This is a genomic window from Nocardia brasiliensis (genome assembly GCF_042691675.1).
Classification (GTDB): Bacteria; Actinomycetota; Actinomycetes; order Mycobacteriales; family Mycobacteriaceae; genus Nocardia; species Nocardia brasiliensis_D.
This window is the reverse complement of sequence record NZ_CP170507.1, coordinates 4,078,168-4,099,545: the sequence shown is the minus strand read 5'-3', so window position 1 is coordinate 4,099,545 and position 21,378 is coordinate 4,078,168. Positions and strand designations below refer to the sequence as shown.

At 64.6% G+C, this 21,378-nt stretch carries 16 protein-coding genes and 3 rRNA genes; 6 read left to right on the top strand and 13 right to left on the bottom strand.

Translation table 11 applies throughout. The features are described from left to right. Window positions 1-19 precede the first annotated feature (19 nt). Window positions 20-664 carry an MBL fold metallo-hydrolase gene (locus ACFK0J_RS18905; protein WP_378742091.1) on the top strand — a complete coding sequence of 215 codons (645 nt, stop codon included), beginning with the start codon at window positions 20-22 and terminating at the stop codon, window positions 662-664. 125 nt (window positions 665-789) lie between these two features. Further along, window positions 790-1,839 (top strand): aminotransferase class V-fold PLP-dependent enzyme, encoded by a 1,050-nt coding sequence (locus tag ACFK0J_RS18900; RefSeq protein WP_378742089.1) that lies wholly within the window; start codon window positions 790-792, stop codon window positions 1,837-1,839. 22 nt (window positions 1,840-1,861) lie between these two features. On the opposite strand, the gene ACFK0J_RS18895 is transcribed toward ACFK0J_RS18900, so the two are convergent. Both ACFK0J_RS18895 and ACFK0J_RS18890 read right to left on the bottom strand, forming a co-directional pair. Beyond that, a complete protein-coding gene (locus ACFK0J_RS18895) occupies window positions 1,862-2,749 on the bottom strand; it encodes a fumarylacetoacetate hydrolase family protein (RefSeq protein WP_378742087.1) in 888 nt (295 codons plus the stop codon). After that, window positions 2,746-3,627: an amidohydrolase family protein gene (locus tag ACFK0J_RS18890; RefSeq protein WP_378742085.1), complete on the bottom strand. Its 882-nt coding sequence runs from the start codon at window positions 3,625-3,627 to the stop codon at window positions 2,746-2,748. The genes ACFK0J_RS18895 and ACFK0J_RS18890 overlap by 4 nt, the downstream gene beginning before the upstream one ends. 38 nt (window positions 3,628-3,665) lie before the next feature. Here ACFK0J_RS18890 and ACFK0J_RS18885 point away from each other — a divergent pair, with 38 nt between their 5' ends. Beyond that, entirely contained in the window at window positions 3,666-4,334 is a 669-nt protein-coding gene (locus ACFK0J_RS18885) for a FadR/GntR family transcriptional regulator (RefSeq protein ID WP_378742083.1), read from the top strand. 8 nt (window positions 4,335-4,342) lie between these two features. On the opposite strand, the gene ACFK0J_RS18880 is transcribed toward ACFK0J_RS18885, so the two are convergent. Genes ACFK0J_RS18880 through ACFK0J_RS18855 form a run of 6 tightly spaced genes read right to left on the bottom strand, consistent with a single transcriptional unit; the run spans window position 4,343 to window position 10,576 of the window. After that, complete coding sequence (locus ACFK0J_RS18880; RefSeq protein WP_378742082.1) at window positions 4,343-5,263, bottom strand: aldo/keto reductase; 921 nt, start codon at window positions 5,261-5,263, stop codon at window positions 4,343-4,345. Beyond that, window positions 5,256-5,594: an L-rhamnose mutarotase gene (locus ACFK0J_RS18875; protein ID WP_378742081.1), complete on the bottom strand. Its 339-nt coding sequence runs from the start codon at window positions 5,592-5,594 to the stop codon at window positions 5,256-5,258. The genes ACFK0J_RS18880 and ACFK0J_RS18875 overlap by 8 nt, the downstream gene beginning before the upstream one ends. Before the next feature lie 2 nt (window positions 5,595-5,596). Then, window positions 5,597-6,628, bottom strand: coding sequence for an ABC transporter permease (locus ACFK0J_RS18870; protein ID WP_378742080.1), 1,032 nt, complete (start codon window positions 6,626-6,628; stop codon window positions 5,597-5,599). Continuing rightward, window positions 6,625-8,121 carry a sugar ABC transporter ATP-binding protein gene (locus tag ACFK0J_RS18865; protein ID WP_378742078.1) on the bottom strand — a complete coding sequence of 499 codons (1,497 nt, stop codon included), beginning with the start codon at window positions 8,119-8,121 and terminating at the stop codon, window positions 6,625-6,627. Before ACFK0J_RS18865 ends, ACFK0J_RS18870 begins: the two co-directional genes overlap by 4 nt. Further along, the gene (locus ACFK0J_RS18860; protein WP_378742076.1) at window positions 8,118-9,215 is read right to left on the bottom strand and encodes a sugar ABC transporter substrate-binding protein; all 1,098 of its coding nucleotides are present in this window, start codon (window positions 9,213-9,215) and stop codon (window positions 8,118-8,120) included. The genes ACFK0J_RS18865 and ACFK0J_RS18860 overlap by 4 nt, the downstream gene beginning before the upstream one ends. Further along, window positions 9,212-10,576, bottom strand: coding sequence for an enolase C-terminal domain-like protein (locus ACFK0J_RS18855; protein ID WP_378742074.1), 1,365 nt, complete (start codon window positions 10,574-10,576; stop codon window positions 9,212-9,214). Before ACFK0J_RS18855 ends, ACFK0J_RS18860 begins: the two co-directional genes overlap by 4 nt. 213 nt (window positions 10,577-10,789) lie before the next feature. Between ACFK0J_RS18855 and ACFK0J_RS18850 the strand changes: the two genes are divergently transcribed. After that, window positions 10,790-11,566: an SDR family NAD(P)-dependent oxidoreductase gene (locus tag ACFK0J_RS18850; protein ID WP_378742072.1), complete on the top strand. Its 777-nt coding sequence runs from the start codon at window positions 10,790-10,792 to the stop codon at window positions 11,564-11,566. Further along, window positions 11,563-12,795, top strand: a complete 1,233-nt coding sequence (locus ACFK0J_RS18845; RefSeq protein ID WP_378742069.1) for an alpha-hydroxy acid oxidase — start codon at window positions 11,563-11,565, stop codon at window positions 12,793-12,795. The genes ACFK0J_RS18850 and ACFK0J_RS18845 overlap by 4 nt, the downstream gene beginning before the upstream one ends. A 2-nt stretch (window positions 12,796-12,797) precedes the next feature. Here ACFK0J_RS18845 and ACFK0J_RS18840 read toward each other — a convergent pair whose 3' ends face one another. After that, window positions 12,798-13,865, bottom strand: coding sequence for a diacylglycerol kinase (locus ACFK0J_RS18840; RefSeq protein ID WP_378742066.1), 1,068 nt, complete (start codon window positions 13,863-13,865; stop codon window positions 12,798-12,800). Between the two features lies 1 nt (window position 13,866). After that, window positions 13,867-14,658, bottom strand: coding sequence for an SDR family oxidoreductase (locus ACFK0J_RS18835; protein WP_378742063.1), 792 nt, complete (start codon window positions 14,656-14,658; stop codon window positions 13,867-13,869). A 150-nt stretch (window positions 14,659-14,808) separates the two neighbouring features. On the opposite strand from ACFK0J_RS18835, the gene ACFK0J_RS18830 reads away from it, so the two are divergent. After that, a complete protein-coding gene (locus ACFK0J_RS18830) occupies window positions 14,809-15,696 on the top strand; it encodes a helix-turn-helix domain-containing protein (RefSeq protein WP_378742060.1) in 888 nt (295 codons plus the stop codon). Between the two features lie 96 nt (window positions 15,697-15,792). On the opposite strand, the gene rrf is transcribed toward ACFK0J_RS18830, so the two are convergent. The 3 genes from rrf to ACFK0J_RS18815 all read right to left on the bottom strand — a co-directional run bounded on the left by rrf (window position 15,793) and on the right by ACFK0J_RS18815 (window position 21,088). After that, window positions 15,793-15,909: ribosomal RNA gene (gene rrf / locus ACFK0J_RS18825) — 5S ribosomal RNA — on the bottom strand. A 196-nt stretch (window positions 15,910-16,105) separates the two neighbouring features. Beyond that, window positions 16,106-19,242 (bottom strand): 23S ribosomal RNA (locus tag ACFK0J_RS18820). Between the two features lie 327 nt (window positions 19,243-19,569). Then, a 16S ribosomal RNA gene (locus ACFK0J_RS18815) occupies window positions 19,570-21,088 on the bottom strand. The 16S, 23S and 5S rRNA genes sit together here, the layout of an rRNA operon. Between the last annotated feature and the right edge of the window lie 290 nt (window positions 21,089-21,378).

Sequence of the window (21,378 nt, the reverse complement as noted above, 5' to 3'; positions counted from 1 at the left end):
TCACACGGAAGGAAACATCATGCACCAGATCGTCCCCGACCTGTGGGAGACCGAGACACTGAGCCCGTTCCCCGGCCTGACCACCCACGCTTACCTGTGGACCACGCCCGAGGGAAACGTGTTGTTCTACAACACCACGGTCACCGAGGAGTTCGACAAGATGGCCGACCTCGGCGGCGTCGCGCACCATTACCTCAGCCATCGGGACGAGATCGCCTCGTCGCTGGCGGTCGTACGGGAGCGTTTCGGCGCGAAACTGCACATCCACCAGGCGGACGCGGGCCTGGTCACCGGCACCACCGTCGATGACGCGTTCGACAGCCGCCACGTCGGTTTCGCGGGACTCGAGGTGATCCCGACACCGGGCCACACCCCGGGCAGCGCCTGCTACCTCGCGACAATCGGCGGCAAACGCTACCTGTTCACCGGCGACACTCTCGTCCTCGGCGAGAACGGCAGCTGGTGGGCCGGCTACCTCGAGGGTCACAGTGACCGCGACACACTGCTCAGCAGCCTGGATCTGCTGGCCGGGTTGAACCCCGACGTCATCGTGTCGAGCGCGTTCATGGGTCCGAAGGGCGTGATCGAACTCGGTGATCGTCCCTGGTCCGAGTGCGTCGCCGAGGCACGCCGAGGGGTCGTCGCCGGGACGGCGGCCAACTAACCGGGGCGGGCGGCGGCGTCCACCACGGGCGCCGCCACCTGAACTCACCTGCGGCAGGGCGAGATCGGTCCAGTTTCGACCTGCTGGAGCTGGACCGGAACGGCCCGGCGGCGAAAGCTGCCAGTATGTCTTCCCTTGCGCCGCACGAGTTCGCACCCGAAACCACCTACCTCAATACCGCCGCGTTCGGGCTGCCGTCCGCGCGGGCACTGGCCGCTGTCCGCGAAGCGAGTGCCGAGTGGGCGGCCGGCCGGGGCGGGCCGCTGTCGAACGACGTGCTGGTGCCCGAGGTGCGCGCGTCCTTCGCGCGGCTGCTTTCCGGTGCCACGCCGGACGACGTCGCCATCGGCGGCGGCGTCGCTCCGCTCATCGCCCCGATCGCCGTGGCGTTGCCCGCGGGCGCGGAAGTGCTGTTGGCCGAAGGCGAGTTCTCGTCGGTGTCCATGCCGTTTCTGTACCGCGGTGATCTCGCGGTGCGTTTCGTGCCGCTGGAGCGCTTGGCCGAGGAGGTGCGGCCGGAGACCGCGCTGGTCGCGGTGAGCGTGGTGCAGTCGGCCGACGGCCGGCTCACCGACTTGCCGGTGCTGCGCGCCGCCACGCAGGCCCATGGCGCCCGGTTGCTGGTGGACGCCACGCAGGCGGCGAGTTGGCTGCCGTTGAGCTTCGCCGACGCCGACTACTGGGTGTGCGCGACATTCAAATGGCTGATCGGTGCGCGCAGCCTCTCCTTCTTCGCCGCGGCACCGGAGGCCGCCGCGACGGTGCGTCCGGTCGGGCCGAGTTGGTATGCCGCCGCCGACCGGTGGGCCGAGCTGTACCGGCCGGTCGCGCTGGCCTCGACCACGCACCGCTTCGACGCAACCCCTGACTGGCTCGGCGTGATCGCCGCGACGGCGGGACTCTCGCTGATCGAGGAGCTGACGGTCGAAAAGATCAACGCGCACAACCTCGATCTCGCCGACCGCTTCCGCGCGGGATTGACCGAGATCGGCCTCGAGTCGGTGCCGGGTCGTTCGGCGATCGTCTCGGTCCTCGGGGCCGGTGATGCGGCGCCGCGCCTCGAGCAGGCCGGTGTCGTTGTCTCCGCTCGCAATGGCGGGTTGCGGTTCGCCTTCCACCTCTACAACGACGTCGACGACGTCGACCGGGCGCTGGAGATCCTGGCCGCGGAGTGATCGCGGAGCGTCGGCGAAGGTCTCACACCCGCACCGTGGTCGGCGGCGATGGTTCGCTGGTCCATACCGCGTTGCGGCATCGCTGCCTGGCCCGGCCGATCCCCTCGATCTCCACTTCCATCACATCGCCGTCGCGCAGATACGGATAACGACCGGAAAGTGCCACTCCGGCAGGGGTTCCGGTATTGATGATGTCGCCGGGTTCGAGAACCGCGTACTGGGACAGGTGCCAAACGAGGTAGCCGACGTCGAAGATGAGGTCGGCCGTGCTGGAGTCCTGGCGCGCTTCGCCGTTCACCCACGAACGCAATCGCAGATCGCGCGGGTCGAGCCGGTCGCGCGGCACAAGTGCCGGTCCCAGCGGATTGAAGGTCTCGCAGCACTTGCCTTTCGACCACTGCCCGCCCGACTGTTCCAGCTGGAACGCACGTTCCGAGACGTCGTTCGATATGGTGTAGCCCGCAATATGATTCAGTGCCGCTGCGGCGGAGTCGAGGTAGCGTGCGCGCCTACCGATCACCACCGCGAGCTCTACCTCCCAGTCGGTCTTGCGGGAGTCGCGTGGGATCAGCACGTCGTCGTAGGGACCGACGACGGTGTTGGGGGTCTTGAAGAACACCACAGGGGCCTCGGGCGGCGCCGCGCCCGATTCCGCGGCGTGCGCGGCGTAATTCATGCCGATGCACCACACCGCCTGCGGCCGCGCCACCGGCGCACCGATGCGCTGGCCGGTGACATCGATGTGGGCCAGCGTGCCCGCCGCGAGCGCGGCACCGACCGCCTCGATGCCGCCCGCGGCGAGGAAGTCGCCATCGATGTCGATGGTGAGCGGGCGCAGATCGTAGGCGTGCTCGCCGTCGACGACGATCGGTCGCTCCGCGCCGTGGTCACCGATGCGCTGCAACTTCATTCGGGTTCTCCTTGGGTCATCCAGGTCGGTGCGAGAGGCAATTGGTAAGTGCGCCAGGCCACTTCGGTCAGCACCTGGACGCGGGCGGCGGGAGGCAGCTGGTTCAGCGTTTCCAGCGTGGTTTGCCACACGGTCCGATAGGACGCGGCCGTGAGCGTGAAAGGCCAGTCACCGCCGACCATCAGCCGCTCGGGTCCGAATGCCTCGAGTGCGTGGTCGACATAGGGCTGCCAGCGTCGGGCGCTGACCTCCGGCCCGGACACCGTGGCCAGTCCGGAGATCTTGGCCACCACGTTCGGCGCGGCGGCCGCCTCGGCGAGCAGATCCGCCCATGGCTGCCAGCCGCCGGTAGCGATCGGTGGCTTGCCCAGGTGATCCAGGACGATCGTCAGGTCGGGGTGCGCGTTCGCGATCAGCGGAACCTGCGCGAGCAGATCCGGTCGTTCGGCCACCGCGTCGAAAACCAGCCCGGCCTCGGCGAGTAGCCCGAGGCCCTCCGAAACCTCGCGGCGCAGTAACCATTTCGGGTCCGGGTCGCGGTGGATCATGTGCCGGACGCCGACGAATTCGGGATGCGCGCGCAGCGCGGGCAGCTCGGCGGCGGCCAGGTCGGGCCGGTGCAGTGGCAGCCAGCCGACCACGGCGGTCGGGTATGGCGAGGCGGCCGCGGCGTCGAGTAGCGCGCGATTCTCGGCCAGCGAATCGGCGGCTTGCACCAGCACGATCGCGCCGACGCCATGCTCGGCCAGTTCGGGCTGCACATCGGCCAGCGTGTAATTCCGGTATAAAACATCCGATGTTTCTGTCAGCCAGTCGTACTGGACGTCGAATTTTCCGCCGTCTACCTGCCAGATATGAACGTGTGAGTCTACAGTCATCGGAGGCATAGCTTCACATCCTCGAGCGAAGGAAACAGGTGTCGGTCACCGACGACGCGATAGCGAAGATCAAGGCGATGATCATCTCGGGCGATCTCGAGCCCGGCTCGCGACTGCCCCGCGAGGCCGATCTCGCCGCGGAGCTCGGGGTCTCGCGCAACTCGCTGCGCGAGGCGGTGCGAGCGCTGTCGCTGGTCCGGATCCTGGACGTACGCCAGGGCGACGGCACGTACGTGGCGAGCCTGGAACCGAAGTCGCTGCTCGACGCGATGAGCTTCCTGCTCGAATTCCACCAGGACGACTCGGTATTGGACATTTTCGGGGTCCGGCGCATCCTCGAGCCCGCCGCCACCGCCCTCGCCGCGCAATCGATGACCGAGGACCGGATCGCCCACCTGCGCACCCTGGTGGAGCCCGAAACGTCCTCGGTGACCGAGCTCGTCGCGCTCGATCTCGAGTTCCACGCCGCCATCGCCGCCGCCTCCGGCAACAAGGTGCTTGCCTCGCTGCTGGATTCGCTGTCGCTGCCGACGATGCGGGCCCGGATCTGGCGCGGCATCACCGAGGAGCGGGCGTTCGAACGCACCGTCGCCGAGCACCGCGGCATCTGCGACGCGATCGCCGCCCGCGATCCCGAACTCGCGCACGCCCGAGCCCTCGCCCACGTGGCAGGCGTAATGGAATGGCTGCACCGCGCCGCAGGCTGACTGCCGGATCATCGGCACCGCCCCAACTCGTGCCAGAGTTCCTCCGGCACAGCGACGTTCAGCATCGCGACGGTGTCATCGACTTCCGCGCCCGTCCGCGCGCCGATGACGATGGCATCGACCGCCGCGTTGCGGCGCGGGAACTGCAACGCCGCCGCCCGCAGGGGCACATCGTATCTCGCGCAGATCCGGTCCATCGTCAGGGCGCGTTCGACGACGGCGCGTTGCGCCGGCTGATAGTCGAAGGTCGCCGCGTACAGCGGGTCGGCCAGAATTCCGCTGTTCAGCACACCGCCCACGAGTACTCGAATGCCGCGTCGCGCACATTCGGGAAGCAACTCGGCTTCGGCCCGCTGGTCCAGCAGGGTGTACCGGCCCGCGATCAGCACGTGATCGATGGCCGATTCACGGACGAATCGCAATGCCACATCGACATCGTTCACGCCGACACCGATGCCGGAGACGATGCCCTCGGCCCGCATGCGGTCGAGTTCGGGCGCCGCGGCGGTGAGAGCTTCGTCTTGGTGATCGTCCGGGTCGTGGATGAGCAGCAGGTCCACCCGGTCCAAGCCCAATCGGGTCAGTGAATGCTCTAGCGACCGCCGGACGCCTGCTGCCGAATAGTCGCGTCGCCGTGAGCGTTTCGGCGTCCCGAAAAAGCCGTCCACCCCCTCGGCCGCTTGCGGATCGTCGTAGAGCAGACGGCCCACCTTGGTCGACAATGTGTATCCCGTACGTGGCTGGGTGCGCAGGAAGCGGCCGAGCCGTTCTTCGCCGCTGCCCGCGCCGTAGTGCGGTGCGGTGTCGAAGGCCCGAATACCCGCGTCCCAGGCTGCCGCGATGCCCGCCTGAGCGACGTCCTCATCGACGGCCCGGAACAGCCCCGCGTAGCCCGCACCGCCGAGGATGATGTCCGATACGTCAGGCATCCGCAGCACCCGCCGCGGGATTCAATTCCCACACCACCGGCAACGCGGCGTCGGCCCCGGTCGCCGAATAGTCGTGCGACGCCTCGAGAAGCTCGTTGATCCGCAGCTGCCACGCCACGTTGACGGGCAGCTCAGCCAACCGCGCTAGCAGCACATCGTATGCCGCACAGTCGATCACGTGGAACAGGTCGAGGCCGCTGCGCCAGATGGTCCAGTCCGTCGCACCGGCATCCCGGATAGCGGCGACAAGTTCGGCGGGCACCGCACGGTGCACGGCTTCGTACTCGGCCTCGGGACCGGGTTTCAGCTTGGTATGCAACGCGATTCGCATATTCACTCCTGCCGTCGTCCGCTGGCGATGCGGGTGATCACCAAGGCGACCAGGATCAGCGCGCCGTTGATGAACTTGAGCGAGTCGGCGCTGACCCCGCCGTAGGACAGCAGCTTCTGGATCAAGGTGAGAATCAGGACGCCGAAGAACGCGCCGAGCACCGAACCGCGTCCGCCGTTGAGCGCCACACCGCCGATCACGCAGGCGGCGAACACCTGGAAGATCATCCCGTCGCCCTGGCTCACCTGCACGCTGGCGAACTGTCCCGAGTAGATCAGCCCACCGATCGCGGCGAGTCCACCGGCGACCACCAGCACGGCGATAACGACGTTATCGGTGCGGATGCCCGCGGCCCGCGCGGCGGCCTCGTTGCCGCCGACGGCGTAGAGCGAGCGTCCCGCCGTCGTATAGGTGAGCACGAGGTAGCCGAGGACGAACAACGCCAGGCAGAGCGCGACATCGACCGGCACGCCGAGTATCCGGGTGTTGCCCAGCCATTCGACCGACGGCGGAATCTTGGTGAGCGTGAATCCCTCGGTGAGGAAAGTGAGCAGCCCGCGCAGGGCGATGAGCATCGCCAGGGTGACGATGAAACCGTTCAGCCCGAACCGGACGATCAGCACGCCGTTGAGCGCGCCGACGGCGAAGCCGACGAGCAGCGCGATCGGAATGGCCATCCACGGCGAAGTCCAGGTGAAGGCACCCACTTTCGCGGTGCCCATGGTCGCCCAGATGGCGACGCCGGGGGCGAGCCCGAAGGTCGACTCCAGCGACAGATCCATTCGGCCGACCACCAGCACCAGCACTTCGGCCAGCACGATGAGCGCGATGCCGCTCATCGAGGTCAGCACGTTGGTCAGGTTGGTGGACGAGACGAAATTGCTGTTGATGAAGTAACCGACCACCAGTACCAGCAGGATCGGCGGTACGAGCAGGAAGTCGCGCAGCGCACCCCAGCGCACGGTGGCCAGTGAACGCCGGGTCGCGGCGGTCTCGCGGGTCGCGGGTTCGCGTCCGGTCGCGATCGGGGTCATGACAGTCCTTCCATGGCGGCGACGAGTTCCTTGTCGCCCCAGCCCTTCTCGAATTCCTGAGCGATCCGGCCCTGCACCATCACCAGGACGCGATCGCAGTCGCGCAGATCGTCGAGCTCGTCCGACACCACCAGGACGGCGGTGCCCCGGTCCGCGGCGTCGCGCACGACACCGCGCAACGTCTCCTTGGACCGGACATCGACGCCCGCTGTCGGTGTGATCAGCACCAATACCGCCGGATCGGTGGCCAGTGCGCGGGCGAACACCACCTTCTGCTGATTGCCGCCCGACAGTTCGGCGACGCTCTGTTCCGGCCCTTCGGTTTTGATACCCAGATCCTCGATGGCCTTGCCCGCCACCATGTTCCGGGTACGCCGGGACAGCAGTCCCAGTCGTCCCAGCCGGTGTGGCACGGTCAGCGTGGCATTGTCGGCGACGCTCATCTCCGGAATCAGCCCTTCCTCGTGCCGGTCGCGCGGCACGAAGCCGATCCCCGCGTCCAGTGCCGCCCGCACGCCACCGCGGCGCGGGCGGGCGCCCGATACGAGGATGGAACCCGCTGCGGCCTTGCGTAATCCGACGATGGTCTCGGCCACCTCGATCCGGCCACTGCTGCCGCCGCCGGCCAGGCCGACGATCTCACCAGGCTTGACCTCGAGCGACACGTCGCTGAATTCGCCGGTCCGGGTAAGTCCTTCGACCCGGAGCGTCGGCGCCGCCTCGGCGTCCGGGTCGCGCCGCGCGGCCGGTACCTGGAGTTCGACCGAGTCGCCGGTCATCGCGGCAATCAGTTCCTTCTTGCCGAGGTCGGCGGCGGGGGCGGTCACTACCTGCCTGGCATCACGAAAAACGGTGATGTCCCGGCAGATTTCGTAGGTCTCGTCGAGGTGATGGGAGATGAACAGGAAGGTGACACCCTGAGCCTGTAGGTCCCCGATCCTGTTGAACAGCCGCTTGATCGCGGGTCCGTCCAGTTGCGCGGTGGGCTCGTCCAGGATGATGAAGCGCGCTCCGTGCGACAGCGAGCGCGCGATCTCCACCAACTGCCGATGCTCCACGGACAGATCACGGGCGACGGTGTCGACATCGACCGGCACGGACCAGGTGTCGAGCAGTTCCCTGGCACGGCTACGCACCTTGCGCCAGTTGATGACTCGGCCGCCGACGTTCTGTCGGTTGACGAACAGATTCTCCGCCACCGACAGATCGGGGATGATCGTCGACTTCTGATACACGCAGGCCACCCGCGACCGCCACGCATCCCGGTCGCCGAGCGAGGGCGCTGGGAGTCCGTTGAACCGCACCTCCCCCTCATCCGGAGTTGCGAGTCCGGTCAGAATCGACACCAGGGTCGACTTTCCGGCGCCGTTGCGACCGACCAGGGCGTGGGTCCGGCCTGCGGCCACCCGCAGGCCGACCCGGTCGAGCGCGACGACGTTGCGCCCGAACCGTTTCGAGACGTCGATGGCTTCGGCGATCGGTTCGCCGGTCATCCGCCGTGCCCCCACAGGCCCGGTGCGGAGGTGGGCAGAGTATCGAGTTCGCCTACCTTGCCGCCGGTTCGGGTGACGACGGGAGCGGGCAGTTGATCCTCGAGCGTGCCGCCGACGCCGGTGTCGATGATCGTGGATCCGTGATCGGTGGGACCCGGGGTGAACTTGCGACCATCGATCGCGGCCTTGGCGTAAAAGGCCGCGTACTGCGCGTAGAGGTCGGCGGGCTGGGAGATGGTCGCATCGATCTCACCCGCTTCGATCGCGTCCAGCTCCGCCTTGATGCCGTCGTTCGACACGATCGTGATGTGCCCTGGCGCACCGGCTTTCACCAGTTTGCCGCTGCGTCGCAGCAGTGCCATCGTCGGCTGGAGGAACACCCCGCCCGCCTGCATGTAAATGCCGTTGATATCGGGGTCGGTCAGCAGTTTGTCCTGTAGGCCAGAGACGGCGCGATCACCCTTCCAGTCGGTCGGGATCTCGATCACCTTGATGCCGGGGTAGCGGGTCTTCATGCACTCGGCGAAGGCCTCCGACCGATCGCGTCCGTTGATCGAACTCAGATCGCCTTGGAACTCGACGACCTTGCCGGTGCCCTGCAAGGTTTCACCGAGGTAGACGCACGACTTGGTGCCGTAGGCGCGATTGTCCGCGCGCACGACCATATACACGCCGCCGGTGTCCGGGCGGGTATCGACGCTGACCACCGGAACGCCCTTCGCGGTCGCGGCGGCGAGGGCGGGTTTGACCGCGGCGGTGTCCTGCGGCGCCATGATGATCGCTTTGACGTCCTTCGACAGCAGGGTGTCGACGTTGGACTTGAGCCGGTTGGCGTCGTTGTCGGAGGAGGTGTTCTCCAGCCGGACGCCCGCCGCGGCGGCCTTCGGGCCGAGGTAGCCCGCGTAGGCGCTCCAGAAATCGGAGTCCGAGCGCGGCTGATCCGCCCCGACCAGGACGCCGTTGTCCGCGCCACTGCCGACCGTGACGGCCGGAACACTGTCACCGGTGCCGATCGGCTCCCGGGAACAGGCTGCGCTGGAGGCGATGACCAGGGTGGCGCCGAGGGCTACGCCGATGATGCTGGCGGTTTTCATGAGATCTCCTGCTGTTGTGGGAGGGCCACTCCCGGCCTGGAATTCGGGCCTGCGTCCGGTGAGTCCGCACGCCAGGCGGCCCCGCTGGGATACGTGTAGTCCCGCAATGCGGCAGGCAACATCTCGGCGCTGAACCCGGGAGTACGCGGCGCGAGATAGCGCCCCCCGCGCACCCGCACCGGATGCCGGAAATGCTCGTGCAGGTGGTCGACGAACTCGATCGCGCGGTCCTGCATGGTTCCGGAGATCGCGACGTAATCGATCATCGCCAGGTGCTGGACCAGTTCGCACAACCCGACGCCACCCGCGTGTGGCACGACCGGAACCCCGAACTTGGCTGCCAGCAACAGGATTGCCAGATTCTCGTTGACCCCGGCCACCCTTGCCGCATCGATCTGGAGGAGGTCGACGGCACCGACCTGCAGCAACTGCTTGAACAGGATCCGGTTCTGGCCGTGCTCGCCGGTCGAGATCCGCACCGGCGCGACGCGACGGCGGATCTCGGCATGACCGAGGATGTCGTCCGGGCTGGTCGGCTCCTCGACCCAGGCGGGGTTCGCCTGTGCCAGTTGGGAAATCCAGTCGACGGCGGCCTCGACATCCCAGCGCTGGTTCGCGTCGACGGCCAGCCCGATATCGGGTCCGATCGCCTCCCTGGCGACCTTGACCCGCCGCACGTCCTCCGCCACGTCGCGGCCGACCTTGATCTTGATGATGCCGAACCCGTCGGCCACCGCCTGCCGCGCCAGCCGGGCCAGCTTGTCGTCGGAGTAGCCGAGCCAACCCGGCGACGTCGTGTACGCCGGATATCCGGCGGCGAGCAGGTGGGCCGTGCGCTGCCGCCTGCCCGGTTCGGCGCGGCGCAGGATCTCCAGTGCCTCGTCGCGGGTGAGTGCGTCGGTGAGGTAGCGGAAGTCGAGCAGGTCGACGATCTGCTCAGGCGACATCTCGGCGACCAACTGCCACACCGGTTTTCCGGCCAGCTTTGCGGCGAGATCCCACGCGGCATTGATCACCGCGCCCACCGCCATGTGCATGACGCCCTTCTCCGGGCCGAGCCAGCGCAGCTGAGAATCCGCGGTGAGGGAGCGGGCGAATCCTCCGAAGTTCCCGGTGATTTCGGCGACGGAACGGCCGACGACCAAGTGCTCGAGCGACTGGATCGCGACCCGTTGCACGTCGTTGCCGCGGCCGATGGTGAACGCGAAGCCGTGGCCCTCGGGCCCAGTCGGGTCGTCGGTGCGCAGGATGACGTAGGCCGCCGAATAGTCGGGGTCGGGATTCATCGCGTCCGAGCCGTCGAGTTCGCTCGACGTCGGGAACCGGACGTCGAGCGTGTCCAGCGCCGTAAGGTGCGCCATGGGATGATCCTCGTTCCAGATAGTGATCTGGGTCACGACTATACATCGGATGTCTGCGTGCGCAATGGTCGATGGCAAATCCGTCAATCCTGCTTGCGCAGTGGCAATCTGGTCCGTGCAGGGCGAATAGGTGTTATGTTCGCCAAGGTCAAACATCGGATCTGTCCGGCGGCGAACTCGCGTACCGGACCTGACGGGTGAGGGTGGATCGGTATGTCGTCGCAGGGCACGTTCGACGGGCTGGTGGCGGTGGTCACCGGCGGTGCGTCCGGAATCGGGAAGGCGGTTGCCGAAACCCTCGCGGCCGCAGGCGCGCAGGTGGCGGTCCTCGATCTGAACCCGGACGGCATAGCAGGGGTTGCGCTCCGCTGCGACGTCGCCGATGACGAATCGGTCCGTCGCGCGGTCGCGGACGTCGTCGAGACTTTCGGCCGCATCGACATTCTCGTCAACAACGCGGGCATCGGCGCGCAGGGGACCATCGCGGACAACACCGACGACGAATGGCGGCGGCTGTTCGAGGTGAATGTTTTCGGCACGGTGCGCGTCTCCCGCGCGGCACTCCCCCATCTTCGCCGGTCACCGGCCGCCGCGATCGTGAACATCTGCTCGATCGCCGCCACCACCGGGCTACCCGATCGCGCCGCGTACAGCGCGAGCAAGGGCGCGATACTCTCACTCACCCGCGCCATGGCCGCCGATCACGTCGGCGAGGGCATCCGAGTGAACTGCGTCAACCCCGGCACCGTCGACACACCCTGGGTGCAGCGCCTGCTGGCGAGCAGTGCCGATCCCGCCGCCGAAATAGCGGCGCTGCGCGCACGCCAGCCGCACGGACGCCTGGTCACGGCCGAGGAAGTCGCCAGTGCGGTGGCCTATCTGGCCGGTCCCGCCGCGGCGTCCATCACCGCGACGATGCTGGAAGTCGACGGCGGCATGCATTCCTTACGGCTGCGCGGCACCGCACAGGCAGCCGGGGCGGCCCGATGACCGCGCGCCGACTCCCCCGGCCGCGCGAGCTCGCGCCCCTGGTCAAGTTCGAGCGTCCATTCGGCGGGCGGACACGCAAACTAGCTCGCGCCCAAACGATCTGGGACCTGCGTGAGTTGGCGCGCAGGCGCACCCCCAAGGTCGCCTTCGACTACACCGACGGCGCCGCCGACGCCGAGATCAGCCTGAAGCGCGCCCGAGACGCGTTCGCCGACATCGAGTTCCGTCCCTCGATCCTGCGTGACGTCACCACCACCGACACCACCGTCCGGGTTCTCGGCAAGACTGCCGCGCTGCCGTTCGGGATCGCGCCCACCGGGTTCACCCGGATGATGCACACGGCAGGCGAGTTGGCGGGGGCGCGCGCCGCCGAACGCGCGGGCATCCCGTTCACGTTGTCCACGATGGGGACCACGGCCATCGAAGATGTCGCGTCGGGCACCGGGGCCGACGCCCGCAACTGGTTCCAGCTCTACATCTGGACCGACCGCGATCGCTCCCTCGAGCTGGTAGAACGCGCCGAGCGTTCGGGATTCGACACCCTCGTGGTGACGGTGGACGTGCCGGTGGCGGGCGCCCGGCTGCGCGACGTGCGCAACGGCATGACGGTGCCGCCGTCCATCACGCTGTCCGGTGCCCTCGACGCCTTGCGCAGGCCATGGTGGTGGTGGGACTTCCTCACCACCGAGCCGCTGGCCTTCGCCTCGCTCGACCGTTGGTCGGGCACAGTGGCCGCACTGCTCGACGCCATGTTCGACCCGACCGTCGGCTTCGACGATCTGGCCTGGGTCCGGCAGCACTGGCAGGGAAAGATTTTGGTGAAAGGTGTGCAGACCGTCGATGACGCCAAGCGCCTGGCCGGGCTCGGCGTCGACGGCATCGTCCTGTCGAACCATGGTGGGCGGCAGTTGGATCGCGCGCCCGTACCGTTGCACCTGCTGCCGTCCGTGGTGCGCGAGGTGGGCGACGACATGGAGATCCACCTCGACACCGGCATCATGCACGGTGCCGACATCGTCGCCACCCTCGCCCTCGGCGCGCGCTGCACCCTCATCGGCCGGGCCTACCTGTACGGGCTGATGGCCGGCGGCGAAGCCGGTGTCGACCGCGCGATCGACATCCTGCGCACGCAGATCGTGCGGACCATGAAGCTGCTCGGAGTCAGCACGGTCGACGAACTCGAACCGCGCCACGTGCGTCTGCTCGAGCGGTACCGAACTCTCGAATAGGTCTACCGCTGAGCGGGGTTCGCGATCAGGGGCAGGTCCAAGGCCGTCAATATGCCTGGGTCCGCTCGGACTACGGCGGGGACTGCGTTGACTATGCGCATGGCGGTGGCGAGGAGGGTGGCGTGGTTGTGGTCGCCGTTGCGGCTCGAGGCCACCAAATCCATTGCGTAGCTGGGCTCTCCGGTTATCTCGACGCGGTAGGAGCCTTCCTGGTGGGCAGGTTGGGGCCAGTCCGGGCAGAGGTCGGGATGTAGTCGGGTGACGTGTTCCAGGACCGTCACGGGGCGGTCGCCGACCATGCCGCGCACCTCGAAACGCAGTGCGGCCGCAGTACCCTCGGCGATGTGGCCGGTGGCGATGTCGAAGTCGTGCGCCGCCGGGATCCGCTCGTAGGTTTCGGTGACCGCGTCGAGGGTGACGCCGATGCCCGCGGCTAGTTGGCGCACGGTGCCGCCCCAGGCGAGCGACAGCACGCCGGGCTGGAGCAGCATCGGGATATCGTCGAGCGGCTTGCCGAATCCCATGATGTCGAACATGACCTCGCGATTGTCGTAGCTGGCGTAGTCGACGATCTCCAGACAGCGGAGCTGATCGATGCGCAGGCAGGTGCCCGCGAGTGCCAGCGGCAGTAGGTCATTGGCGAAGCCAGGGTCGATACCGTTGACCCATAGCGACGAATTGCCGTGCGCCGCAGCCTCTTGCACCGGTTTCAGCAGGTTGTCGGGGAGGACGCCGTATGGGTATTGGAAGAACACCGGCGCGCAGGCGACGACGTTGATTCCGGCGCCGAGGATTCGCTGTAGGTCGCTCACGGCTTCCATCAAGCGGTTGTCGGTCATCGAGCAGTAGACGACGCAATCAGGACGAGCGGCCAGGAGCGCGTCGGCATCGGTCGTCGCCGTCACGCCTACTGGATGATCCAGTCCGGCAAGGGTTCCCGCATCCAGTCCGGACTTCGCCGAGCCCGAGACCCACACACCCGCCAGCTCCAGGTCGGGGTTGGCGATAATGCCCGCCAGCGCATGCCTGCCGACATTGCCTGTCCCCCATTGCACTACGCGATAAGTCATGTCACAGATCCGGAATCGAGAGGTCGAGGTTCGGGGAGATCAAGCCGCCGTCGGGTTCGAGCACCTTGCCGGTGAGGTATTTGCCCGCCGGAGACACCAGGTAGAGCGCTGCCGCGGCGATGTCCTCGGGGTCGCCGATTCGGTGCAGTGGCGTCTTGGTTTCCAATTGCGTGCGCATCGCGTCATTGGCCGCGACGATCTCCAAGGCGGAAGTCAGGATCGAGCCCGGGGCGATGGCGTTTACCCGGATACGCGGATTCAGGTCGAGGGCGGCCAGTTTGGTGTAGTGCGCGAGCGCGGCCTTGGCGGTGCCGTAGGCCGCGAAGGCCCGGCCCGGGAGTCGGCCCATGGTCGAGGTGATGTTGAGAATGGAGCCGCCACCGGCGGTTTCGAGGATGTGCGGCACCGCGGCGCGGACCAGTGCGTGCGCGTTGGTGACGTTGAAGTTGAATGCGTCCACCAGGGCCTGAGGTGTGGTGTCGAGCAGTGGGCACGGCAGCGCACCGCCGACATTGTTCACCACGATGTCCAGCCGACCGAAGCGCTCTACGGCCGCGGTGGCGAGTGCCGCGGTGGCCTCGATGTCGCTGAGGTCCGCGGGCACCACGTGCGCCTGGCGTCCTGCCGCGGTCACCCGCTCGGCAACCTCGTCCAGCTGGCTCTTGGTGCGTGCCGCGAGGACGACGTCGGCGCCTGCCTCGGCGAAGGCCACCGCGATGGCCGCGCCCAAGCCGCGACCCGCGCCCGTGACCACGGCGACCTGCCCGTCAATCCGAAACCGATCCAGAATCATTCGCGCTCCATCCGCGCCATATGCGACCGCCCCACCTCCGGTTTGCCGCTCACCGGGGTGACGGTGGGTGCGTCGAATATTCGACACCTTGTGCTCTAATATTCGACACATAGTAGGTTGCCCGCCCGCGCAGAAACAAGGGGTTACGCCATGCCGGACCGATCCGCGTCCCCGCCGACGCGCCGCGTCATCGACATCGTTTCCCTGCTGGCGGCGTCGACGGAACCGATCAGTGTCGCGGGAATCGCCGAGCGCCTCGATATCGCCCGCGCCACCGCGACCGCGGTACTGACCGAACTGGATGCAGCGGGCTGGGTCGGGCGGGATCCGAACCGCGGGTACACCATCGGCCCCGCCCTCGCCGGCCTGCACGGCGTCTCGCTCCCCCACGGTGTCGGCGATATCCTCGCCGCACTCGCCGAACGCACCGGATGTGGGGCGACCTTCAGCCGCATCGAGCCCGACCGGCTCACCGTCCTCGACGTCCGGCACGGCGCCGACCGCGTTGTTCCGGGAATCCCGGTCGGACATCGTATTCCGTTGCAATTCCCGGCCGGAGCGAGCGTCATGCCTTGGCGGTCTGCCAGCGAACAGAACACCTGGACGGCCACGGCCCCCGGTGCGGACCGCCGCACGGCGGGCTCGCTGCTGAGCCTCGTCCGAGAGCGGGGGGTAGCGGTGTTCCGTCCGCGCGTCGATGATGCGGGCATGGTCGATCTGCTGGCGGATCTGCTCGGCGCCGTGGGAACCGAACTGCTGCAACCCCATTTGCGTACGCGCGCCCTACGCCAGCTCGCGACGCTGACGTCCCGGCCGTTCAGCAGAGATGAGCTGGATTCTGACGATGCGCTTCCGTTGAGTTACCTCGCCGCGCCGGTTTTCGACGCGACAGGTACTGCCGCGTTCGAAGTGCAGCTCGGTCCGCTGCGCGCGGAGTCAGCCAAATCTGAACGGGACGAATACATTTCGGCGACACTAGACACGGCCCGGGAACTGAGCGCGGCGTTGGCGGCCGGGAGATCCGGAATGGTCGGCTGACATTCGGCACGGCGGTGCGTCTGGAAGGCCGAAGTTTTTCGGCGGTAGAGACGACGAAAGCCCCCCAGCGGTGCTGGGGGGCTTTCGTGAAGGATGTTCCGGCGGTGTCCTACTCTCCCACACCCTGTCGAGTGCAGTACCATCGGCGCTGGCAGGCTTAGCTTCCGGGTTCGGAATGGGACCGGGCGTTTCCCTGCCGCTATGGCCGCCGTAACTCTATGAAACTGTCCACACTCCATGTCCCAGGTTCACCAGAGAGATTCTCAGGGGCCTGCGGCCCCTGAAACCCCACCCGATGTGAGCGGGATGAGTTCAGGGGCGCGAGCCTCTGAAATCCTCACTCTCAACCCGTGGTCACGGATAGGTGTGTGTTGTTTCAGATACTGCACAGTGGACGCGTAGCTTCTTTGTTGGTAAGTCCTCGGCCGATTAGTACCAGTCACCTACACCCGTTACCGGGCTTCCAGTTCTGGCCTATCAACCCCATGGTCTGTGGGGGGCCTTAACCACTCGAAGGTGGTGAGAAACCTCATCTTGGAACAGGCTTCCCGCTTAGATGCTTTCAGCGGTTATCCCTTCCGAACGTAGCTAACCAGCGGTGCTCCTGGCGGAACAACTGGCACACCAGAGGTTCGTCCGTCCCGGTCCTCTCGTACTAGGGACAGCCTTCCTCAAGTTTCTGACGCGCGCGGCGGATAGAGACCGAACTGTCTCACGACGTTCTAAACCCAGCTCGCGTGCCGCTTTAATGGGCGAACAGCCCAACCCTTGGGACCTACTCCAGCCCCAGGATGCGACGAGCCGACATCGAGGTGCCAAACCATCCCGTCGATATGGACTCTTGGGGAAGATCAGCCTGTTATCCCCGGGGTACCTTTTATCCGTTGAGCGACACCGCTTCCACTTGCCGGTGCCGGATCACTAGTCCCGACTTTCGTCCCTGCTCGAGCTGTCGCTCTCACAGTCAAGCTCCCTTGTGCACTTGCACTCGACACCTGATTGCCAACCAGGCTGAGGGAACCTTTGGGCGCCTCCGTTACATTTTAGGAGGCAACCGCCCCAGTTAAACTACCCACCAGGCACTGTCCCTGAACCAGATCATGGTCCGAGGTTAGAAGTCCAATACGATCAGAGTGGTATTTCAACGATGACTCCACGAACACTGGCGTGCCCGCTTCACAGTCTCCCACCTATCCTACACAAACCGTACCGAACACCAATACCAAGCTATAGTGAAGGTCCCGGGGTCTTTTCGTCCTGCCGCGCGTAACGAGCATCTTTACTCGTAATGCAATTTCGCCGAGTCTGTGGTTGAGACAGCAGAGAAGTCGTTACGCCATTCGTGCAGGTCGGAACTTACCCGACAAGGAATTTCGCTACCTTAGGATGGTTATAGTTACCACCGCCGTTTACCGGGGCTTAAATTCTCAGCTTCGCCACCGAAGTGGCTAACCGGTCCTCTTAACCTTCCGGCACCGGGCAGGCGTCAGTCCGTATACATCGTCTTACGACTTCGCACGGACCTGTGTTTTTAGTAAACAGTCGCTTCTCTCTGGTCTCTGCGACCACCCCCAGCTCAGGAAGCAAGTCCCGTCACCGGTTGTGGTCCCCCTTCTCCCGAAGTTACGGGGGCATTTTGCCGAGTTCCTTAACCACAGTTCTCTCGATCGCCTTAGTATTCTCTACCTGACCACCTGTGTCGGTTTGGGGTACGGGCCGTGTACCAACTCACTAGAGGCTTTTCTCGGCAGCATAGGATCACTGAATTCGCCTCAATCGGCTACGCATCACCTCTCAGGCTGTATGAACGGCGGATTTGCCTACCGTTCGCCCTACAGGCTTACACCAGTACAACCACTGACTGGCCCAGCTACCTTCCTGCGTCACCCCATCGCTTGACTACTACCAGCCGGGGTCGTGTGCAGCCACATCCGGCTCCCCGAAGGGAGTCCATCCGCTTTTGGACACTTAGCACAACTGATTCATCATGGGCGCGGATACACGGGTACGGGAATATCAACCCGTTGTCCATCGACTACGCCTGTCGGCCTCGCCTTAGGTCCCGACTCACCCTGGGCGGATTAACCTGGCCCAGGAACCCTTGGTCATTCGGCGGACGAGTTTCTCACTCGTCTTTCGCTACTCATGCCTGCATTCTCACTCCCATAGCCTCCACAACTAGGTCACCCTGCTGCTTCCATGGCTATAGGACGCTCCCCTACCCACCCCAACCACTGCACCACAAACCGTAGTCTGTGGCGGATGTAATGTTGGAGTGCCGCGGCTTCGGCGGTGTACTTGAGCCCCGCTACATTGTCGGCGCAAAATCACTTGACCAGTGAGCTATTACGCACTCTTTCAAGGGTGGCTGCTTCTAAGCCAACCTCCTGGTTGTCTTCGCGACTTCACATCCTTTTCCACTTAGTACACGCTTAGGGGCCTTAGCCGGCGATCTGGGCTGTTTCCCTCTCGACTACGAAGCTTATCCCCCGCAGTCTCACTGCCACGCTCTCACACACCGGCATTCGGAGTTTGGCTGATTTCGGTAAGCTTGTAGGCCCCCTAGACCATCCAGTAGCTCTACCTCCGGCGTGAAACACGTGACGCTGCACCTAAATGCATTTCGGGGAGAACCAGCTATCACGGAGTTTGATTGGCCTTTCACCCCTACCCACAGCTCATCCCCTCAGTTTTCAACCTAAGTGGGTTCGGGCCTCCACGACGTCTTACCGTCGCTTCACCCTGGCCATGGGTAGATCACTCCGCTTCGGGTCTAGAACATGCGACTCGAAACGCCCTATTCGGACTCGCTTTCGCTACGGCTACCCCACACGGGTTAACCTCGCCACATGCCACTAACTCGCAGGCTCATTCTTCAAAAGGCACGCCATCACCCACAGCCGACCAAACGACTCGCAGGCTCTGACGGATTGTAAGCGCACGGTTTCAGGTACTATTTCACTCCCCTCCCGGGGTACTTTTCACCTTTCCCTCACGGTACTAGTCCGCTATCGGTCACCAGGGAGTATTCAGGCTTACCGGGTGGTCCCGGCAGATTCACAGCAGATTTCACGGGCCCGCTGCTACTCGGGTACTCACTACAAGAGCCGCTGAGTTTTCGTCTACGGGATTCTCACCCTCTACGACAGGCCGTTCCAGACCACTTCGACTAACCCAACGGTTTCTGACTCCCGCTTGGCTCGGCAGAACCAAGAAAATGAGCCCCACTACCCCACATACACAACCCCTGCCGGGTATCACATGTACATGGTTTAGCCTCATCCGCTTTCGCTCGCCACTACTCACGGAATCACAATTGTTTTCTCTTCCTGTGGGTACTGAGATGTTTCACTTCCCCACGTTCCCTCCACACACCCTATATATTCAGATGCGGGTAACACGACATCACTCGTGCTGGGTTTCCCCATTCGGAAATCCTCGGATCTCAGCTCGGTTGACAGCTCCCCGAGGCTTATCGCAGCCTCCTACGTCCTTCATCGGCTCCTGGTGCCAAGGCATCCACCGTACGCTCTTAAACACTTACTAACAAAGATGCTCGCGTCCACTGTGCAGTTCTCAAACAACACACCCACTCGAACCCAATTCCCAGACCAACAAAGCAAAAACCCTGCGGTATCGAGGAGATCCGAGTGGATCGTTATCTTGCCCAGAGAAACACTCGCGTGTTCTCTCAGGACCCAACAGTGTGCCGATATATCCCTCGCCGACTCTCCACCGAGGAAGAGTCGATGGCAAGAAAGCTTGTCAGTGTTCCACCCATGAGCGTCCGCCGGATGACGTATGCATCCGAAACGGTCTCTGCCAGAACAACACTCCCACCTGTGTGGGCATGTCCGGAGAAGTGCTCCTTAGAAAGGAGGTGATCCAGCCGCACCTTCCGGTACGGCTACCTTGTTACGACTTCGTCCCAATCGCCAATCCCACCTTCGACGGCTCCCTCCCACAAGGGGTTAGGCCACCGGCTTCGGGTGTTACCGACTTTCATGACGTGACGGGCGGTGTGTACAAGGCCCGGGAACGTATTCACCGCAGCGTTGCTGATCTGCGATTACTAGCGACTCCAACTTCACGGGGTCGAGTTGCAGACCCCGATCCGAACTGAGACCGGCTTTAAGGGATTCGCTCCACCTCACGGTATCGCAGCCCTCTGTACCGGCCATTGTAGCATGTGTGAAGCCCTGGACATAAGGGGCATGATGACTTGACGTCGTCCCCACCTTCCTCCGAGTTGACCCCGGCAGTCTCCTGCGAGTCCCCGCCATTACGCGCTGGCAACACAGGACAAGGGTTGCGCTCGTTGCGGGACTTAACCCAACATCTCACGACACGAGCTGACGACAGCCATGCACCACCTGTACACCGACCACAAGGGGGCCTACATCTCTGCAGGTTTCCGGTGTATGTCAAACCCAGGTAAGGTTCTTCGCGTTGCATCGAATTAATCCACATGCTCCGCCGCTTGTGCGGGCCCCCGTCAATTCCTTTGAGTTTTAGCCTTGCGGCCGTACTCCCCAGGCGGGGTACTTAATGCGTTAGCTACGGCACGGATCCCGTGGAAGGAAACCCACACCTAGTACCCACCGTTTACGGCGTGGACTACCAGGGTATCTAATCCTGTTCGCTACCCACGCTTTCGCTTCTCAGCGTCAGTTACTTCCCAGAGACCCGCCTTCGCCACCGGTGTTCCTCCTGATATCTGCGCATTTCACCGCTACACCAGGAATTCCAGTCTCCCCTGAAGTACTCTAGTCTGCCCGTATCGCCTGCAAGCTTAAGGTTGAGCCCCAAGTTTTCACAGAAGACGCGACAGACCGCCTACAAGCTCTTTACGCCCAGTAATTCCGGACAACGCTCGCACCCTACGTATTACCGCGGCTGCTGGCACGTAGTTGGCCGGTGCTTCTTCTACAGGTACCGTCACTTTCGCTTCGTCCCTGTCGAAAGAGGTTTACAACCCGAAGGCCGTCATCCCTCACGCGGCGTCGCTGCATCAGGCTTTCGCCCATTGTGCAATATTCCCCACTGCTGCCTCCCGTAGGAGTCTGGGCCGTGTCTCAGTCCCAGTGTGGCCGGTCACCCTCTCAGGTCGGCTACCCGTCGTCGCCTTGGTGGGCCGTTACCCCGCCAACAAGCTGATAGGCCGCGGGCCCATCTCGCACCGATAAATCTTTCCACCAACCAGCATGCACTGGAAGGTCATATCCGGTATTAGACCCAGTTTCCCAGGCTTATCCCGAAGTGCGAGGCAGATCACCCACGTGTTACTCACCCGTTCGCCGCTCGTGTACCCCGAAGGGCCTTACCGCTCGACTTGCATGTGTTAAGCACGCCGCCAGCGTTCGTCCTGAGCCAGGATCAAACTCTCCGTTGAAGACTCACAACCACACCCCGAAGGGTGCAATCAGATCTAAACTAGAGTCCGAAAACCTAGCAAAACAAAACGCCAGCAAAAATAATTTGCTGACTAAATGTCCGACCTCATCAACCGGGGGGTATGAGAGGCCGGAACCAATTAAACAATTGGCACTGACATTCATCGACACACTATTGAGTTCTCAAAGAACACACGCACACACTTCACCCCCGGCGCTAACCGGTTCGTCCGTGAGGCAACTTATCCAGCTTAGCTCAGCCGCTCCCCCAGATCCAAATCGGGGTCTC

Bases quoted from the DNA above. Each gene is read 5' to 3' on its own strand.
- ACFK0J_RS18870 (WP_378742080.1), bottom strand. From the start codon at position 6,628: ATGACCCCGATCGCGACCGGACGCGAACCCGCGACCCGCGAGACCGCC.
- ACFK0J_RS18895 (WP_378742087.1), bottom strand. From the start codon at position 2,749: ATGAAGTTGCAGCGCATCGGTGACCACGGCGCGGAGCGACCGATCGTC.
- ACFK0J_RS18865 (WP_378742078.1), bottom strand. From the start codon at position 8,121: ATGACCGGCGAACCGATCGCCGAAGCCATCGACGTCTCGAAACGGTTC.
- ACFK0J_RS18830 (WP_378742060.1), top strand. From the start codon at position 14,809: ATGCCGGACCGATCCGCGTCCCCGCCGACGCGCCGCGTCATCGACATC.
- ACFK0J_RS18850 (WP_378742072.1), top strand. From the start codon at position 10,790: ATGTCGTCGCAGGGCACGTTCGACGGGCTGGTGGCGGTGGTCACCGGC.
- ACFK0J_RS18855 (WP_378742074.1), bottom strand. From the start codon at position 10,576: ATGGCGCACCTTACGGCGCTGGACACGCTCGACGTCCGGTTCCCGACG.
- ACFK0J_RS18835 (WP_378742063.1), bottom strand. From the start codon at position 14,658: ATGATTCTGGATCGGTTTCGGATTGACGGGCAGGTCGCCGTGGTCACG.
- ACFK0J_RS18890 (WP_378742085.1), bottom strand. From the start codon at position 3,627: ATGACTGTAGACTCACACGTTCATATCTGGCAGGTAGACGGCGGAAAA.
- ACFK0J_RS18845 (WP_378742069.1), top strand. From the start codon at position 11,563: ATGACCGCGCGCCGACTCCCCCGGCCGCGCGAGCTCGCGCCCCTGGTC.
- ACFK0J_RS18905 (WP_378742091.1), top strand. From the start codon at position 20: ATGCACCAGATCGTCCCCGACCTGTGGGAGACCGAGACACTGAGCCCG.
- ACFK0J_RS18840 (WP_378742066.1), bottom strand. From the start codon at position 13,865: ATGACTTATCGCGTAGTGCAATGGGGGACAGGCAATGTCGGCAGGCAT.
- ACFK0J_RS18880 (WP_378742082.1), bottom strand. From the start codon at position 5,263: ATGCCTGACGTATCGGACATCATCCTCGGCGGTGCGGGCTACGCGGGG.
- ACFK0J_RS18900 (WP_378742089.1), top strand. From the start codon at position 790: ATGTCTTCCCTTGCGCCGCACGAGTTCGCACCCGAAACCACCTACCTC.
- ACFK0J_RS18875 (WP_378742081.1), bottom strand. From the start codon at position 5,594: ATGCGAATCGCGTTGCATACCAAGCTGAAACCCGGTCCCGAGGCCGAG.
- ACFK0J_RS18860 (WP_378742076.1), bottom strand. From the start codon at position 9,215: ATGAAAACCGCCAGCATCATCGGCGTAGCCCTCGGCGCCACCCTGGTC.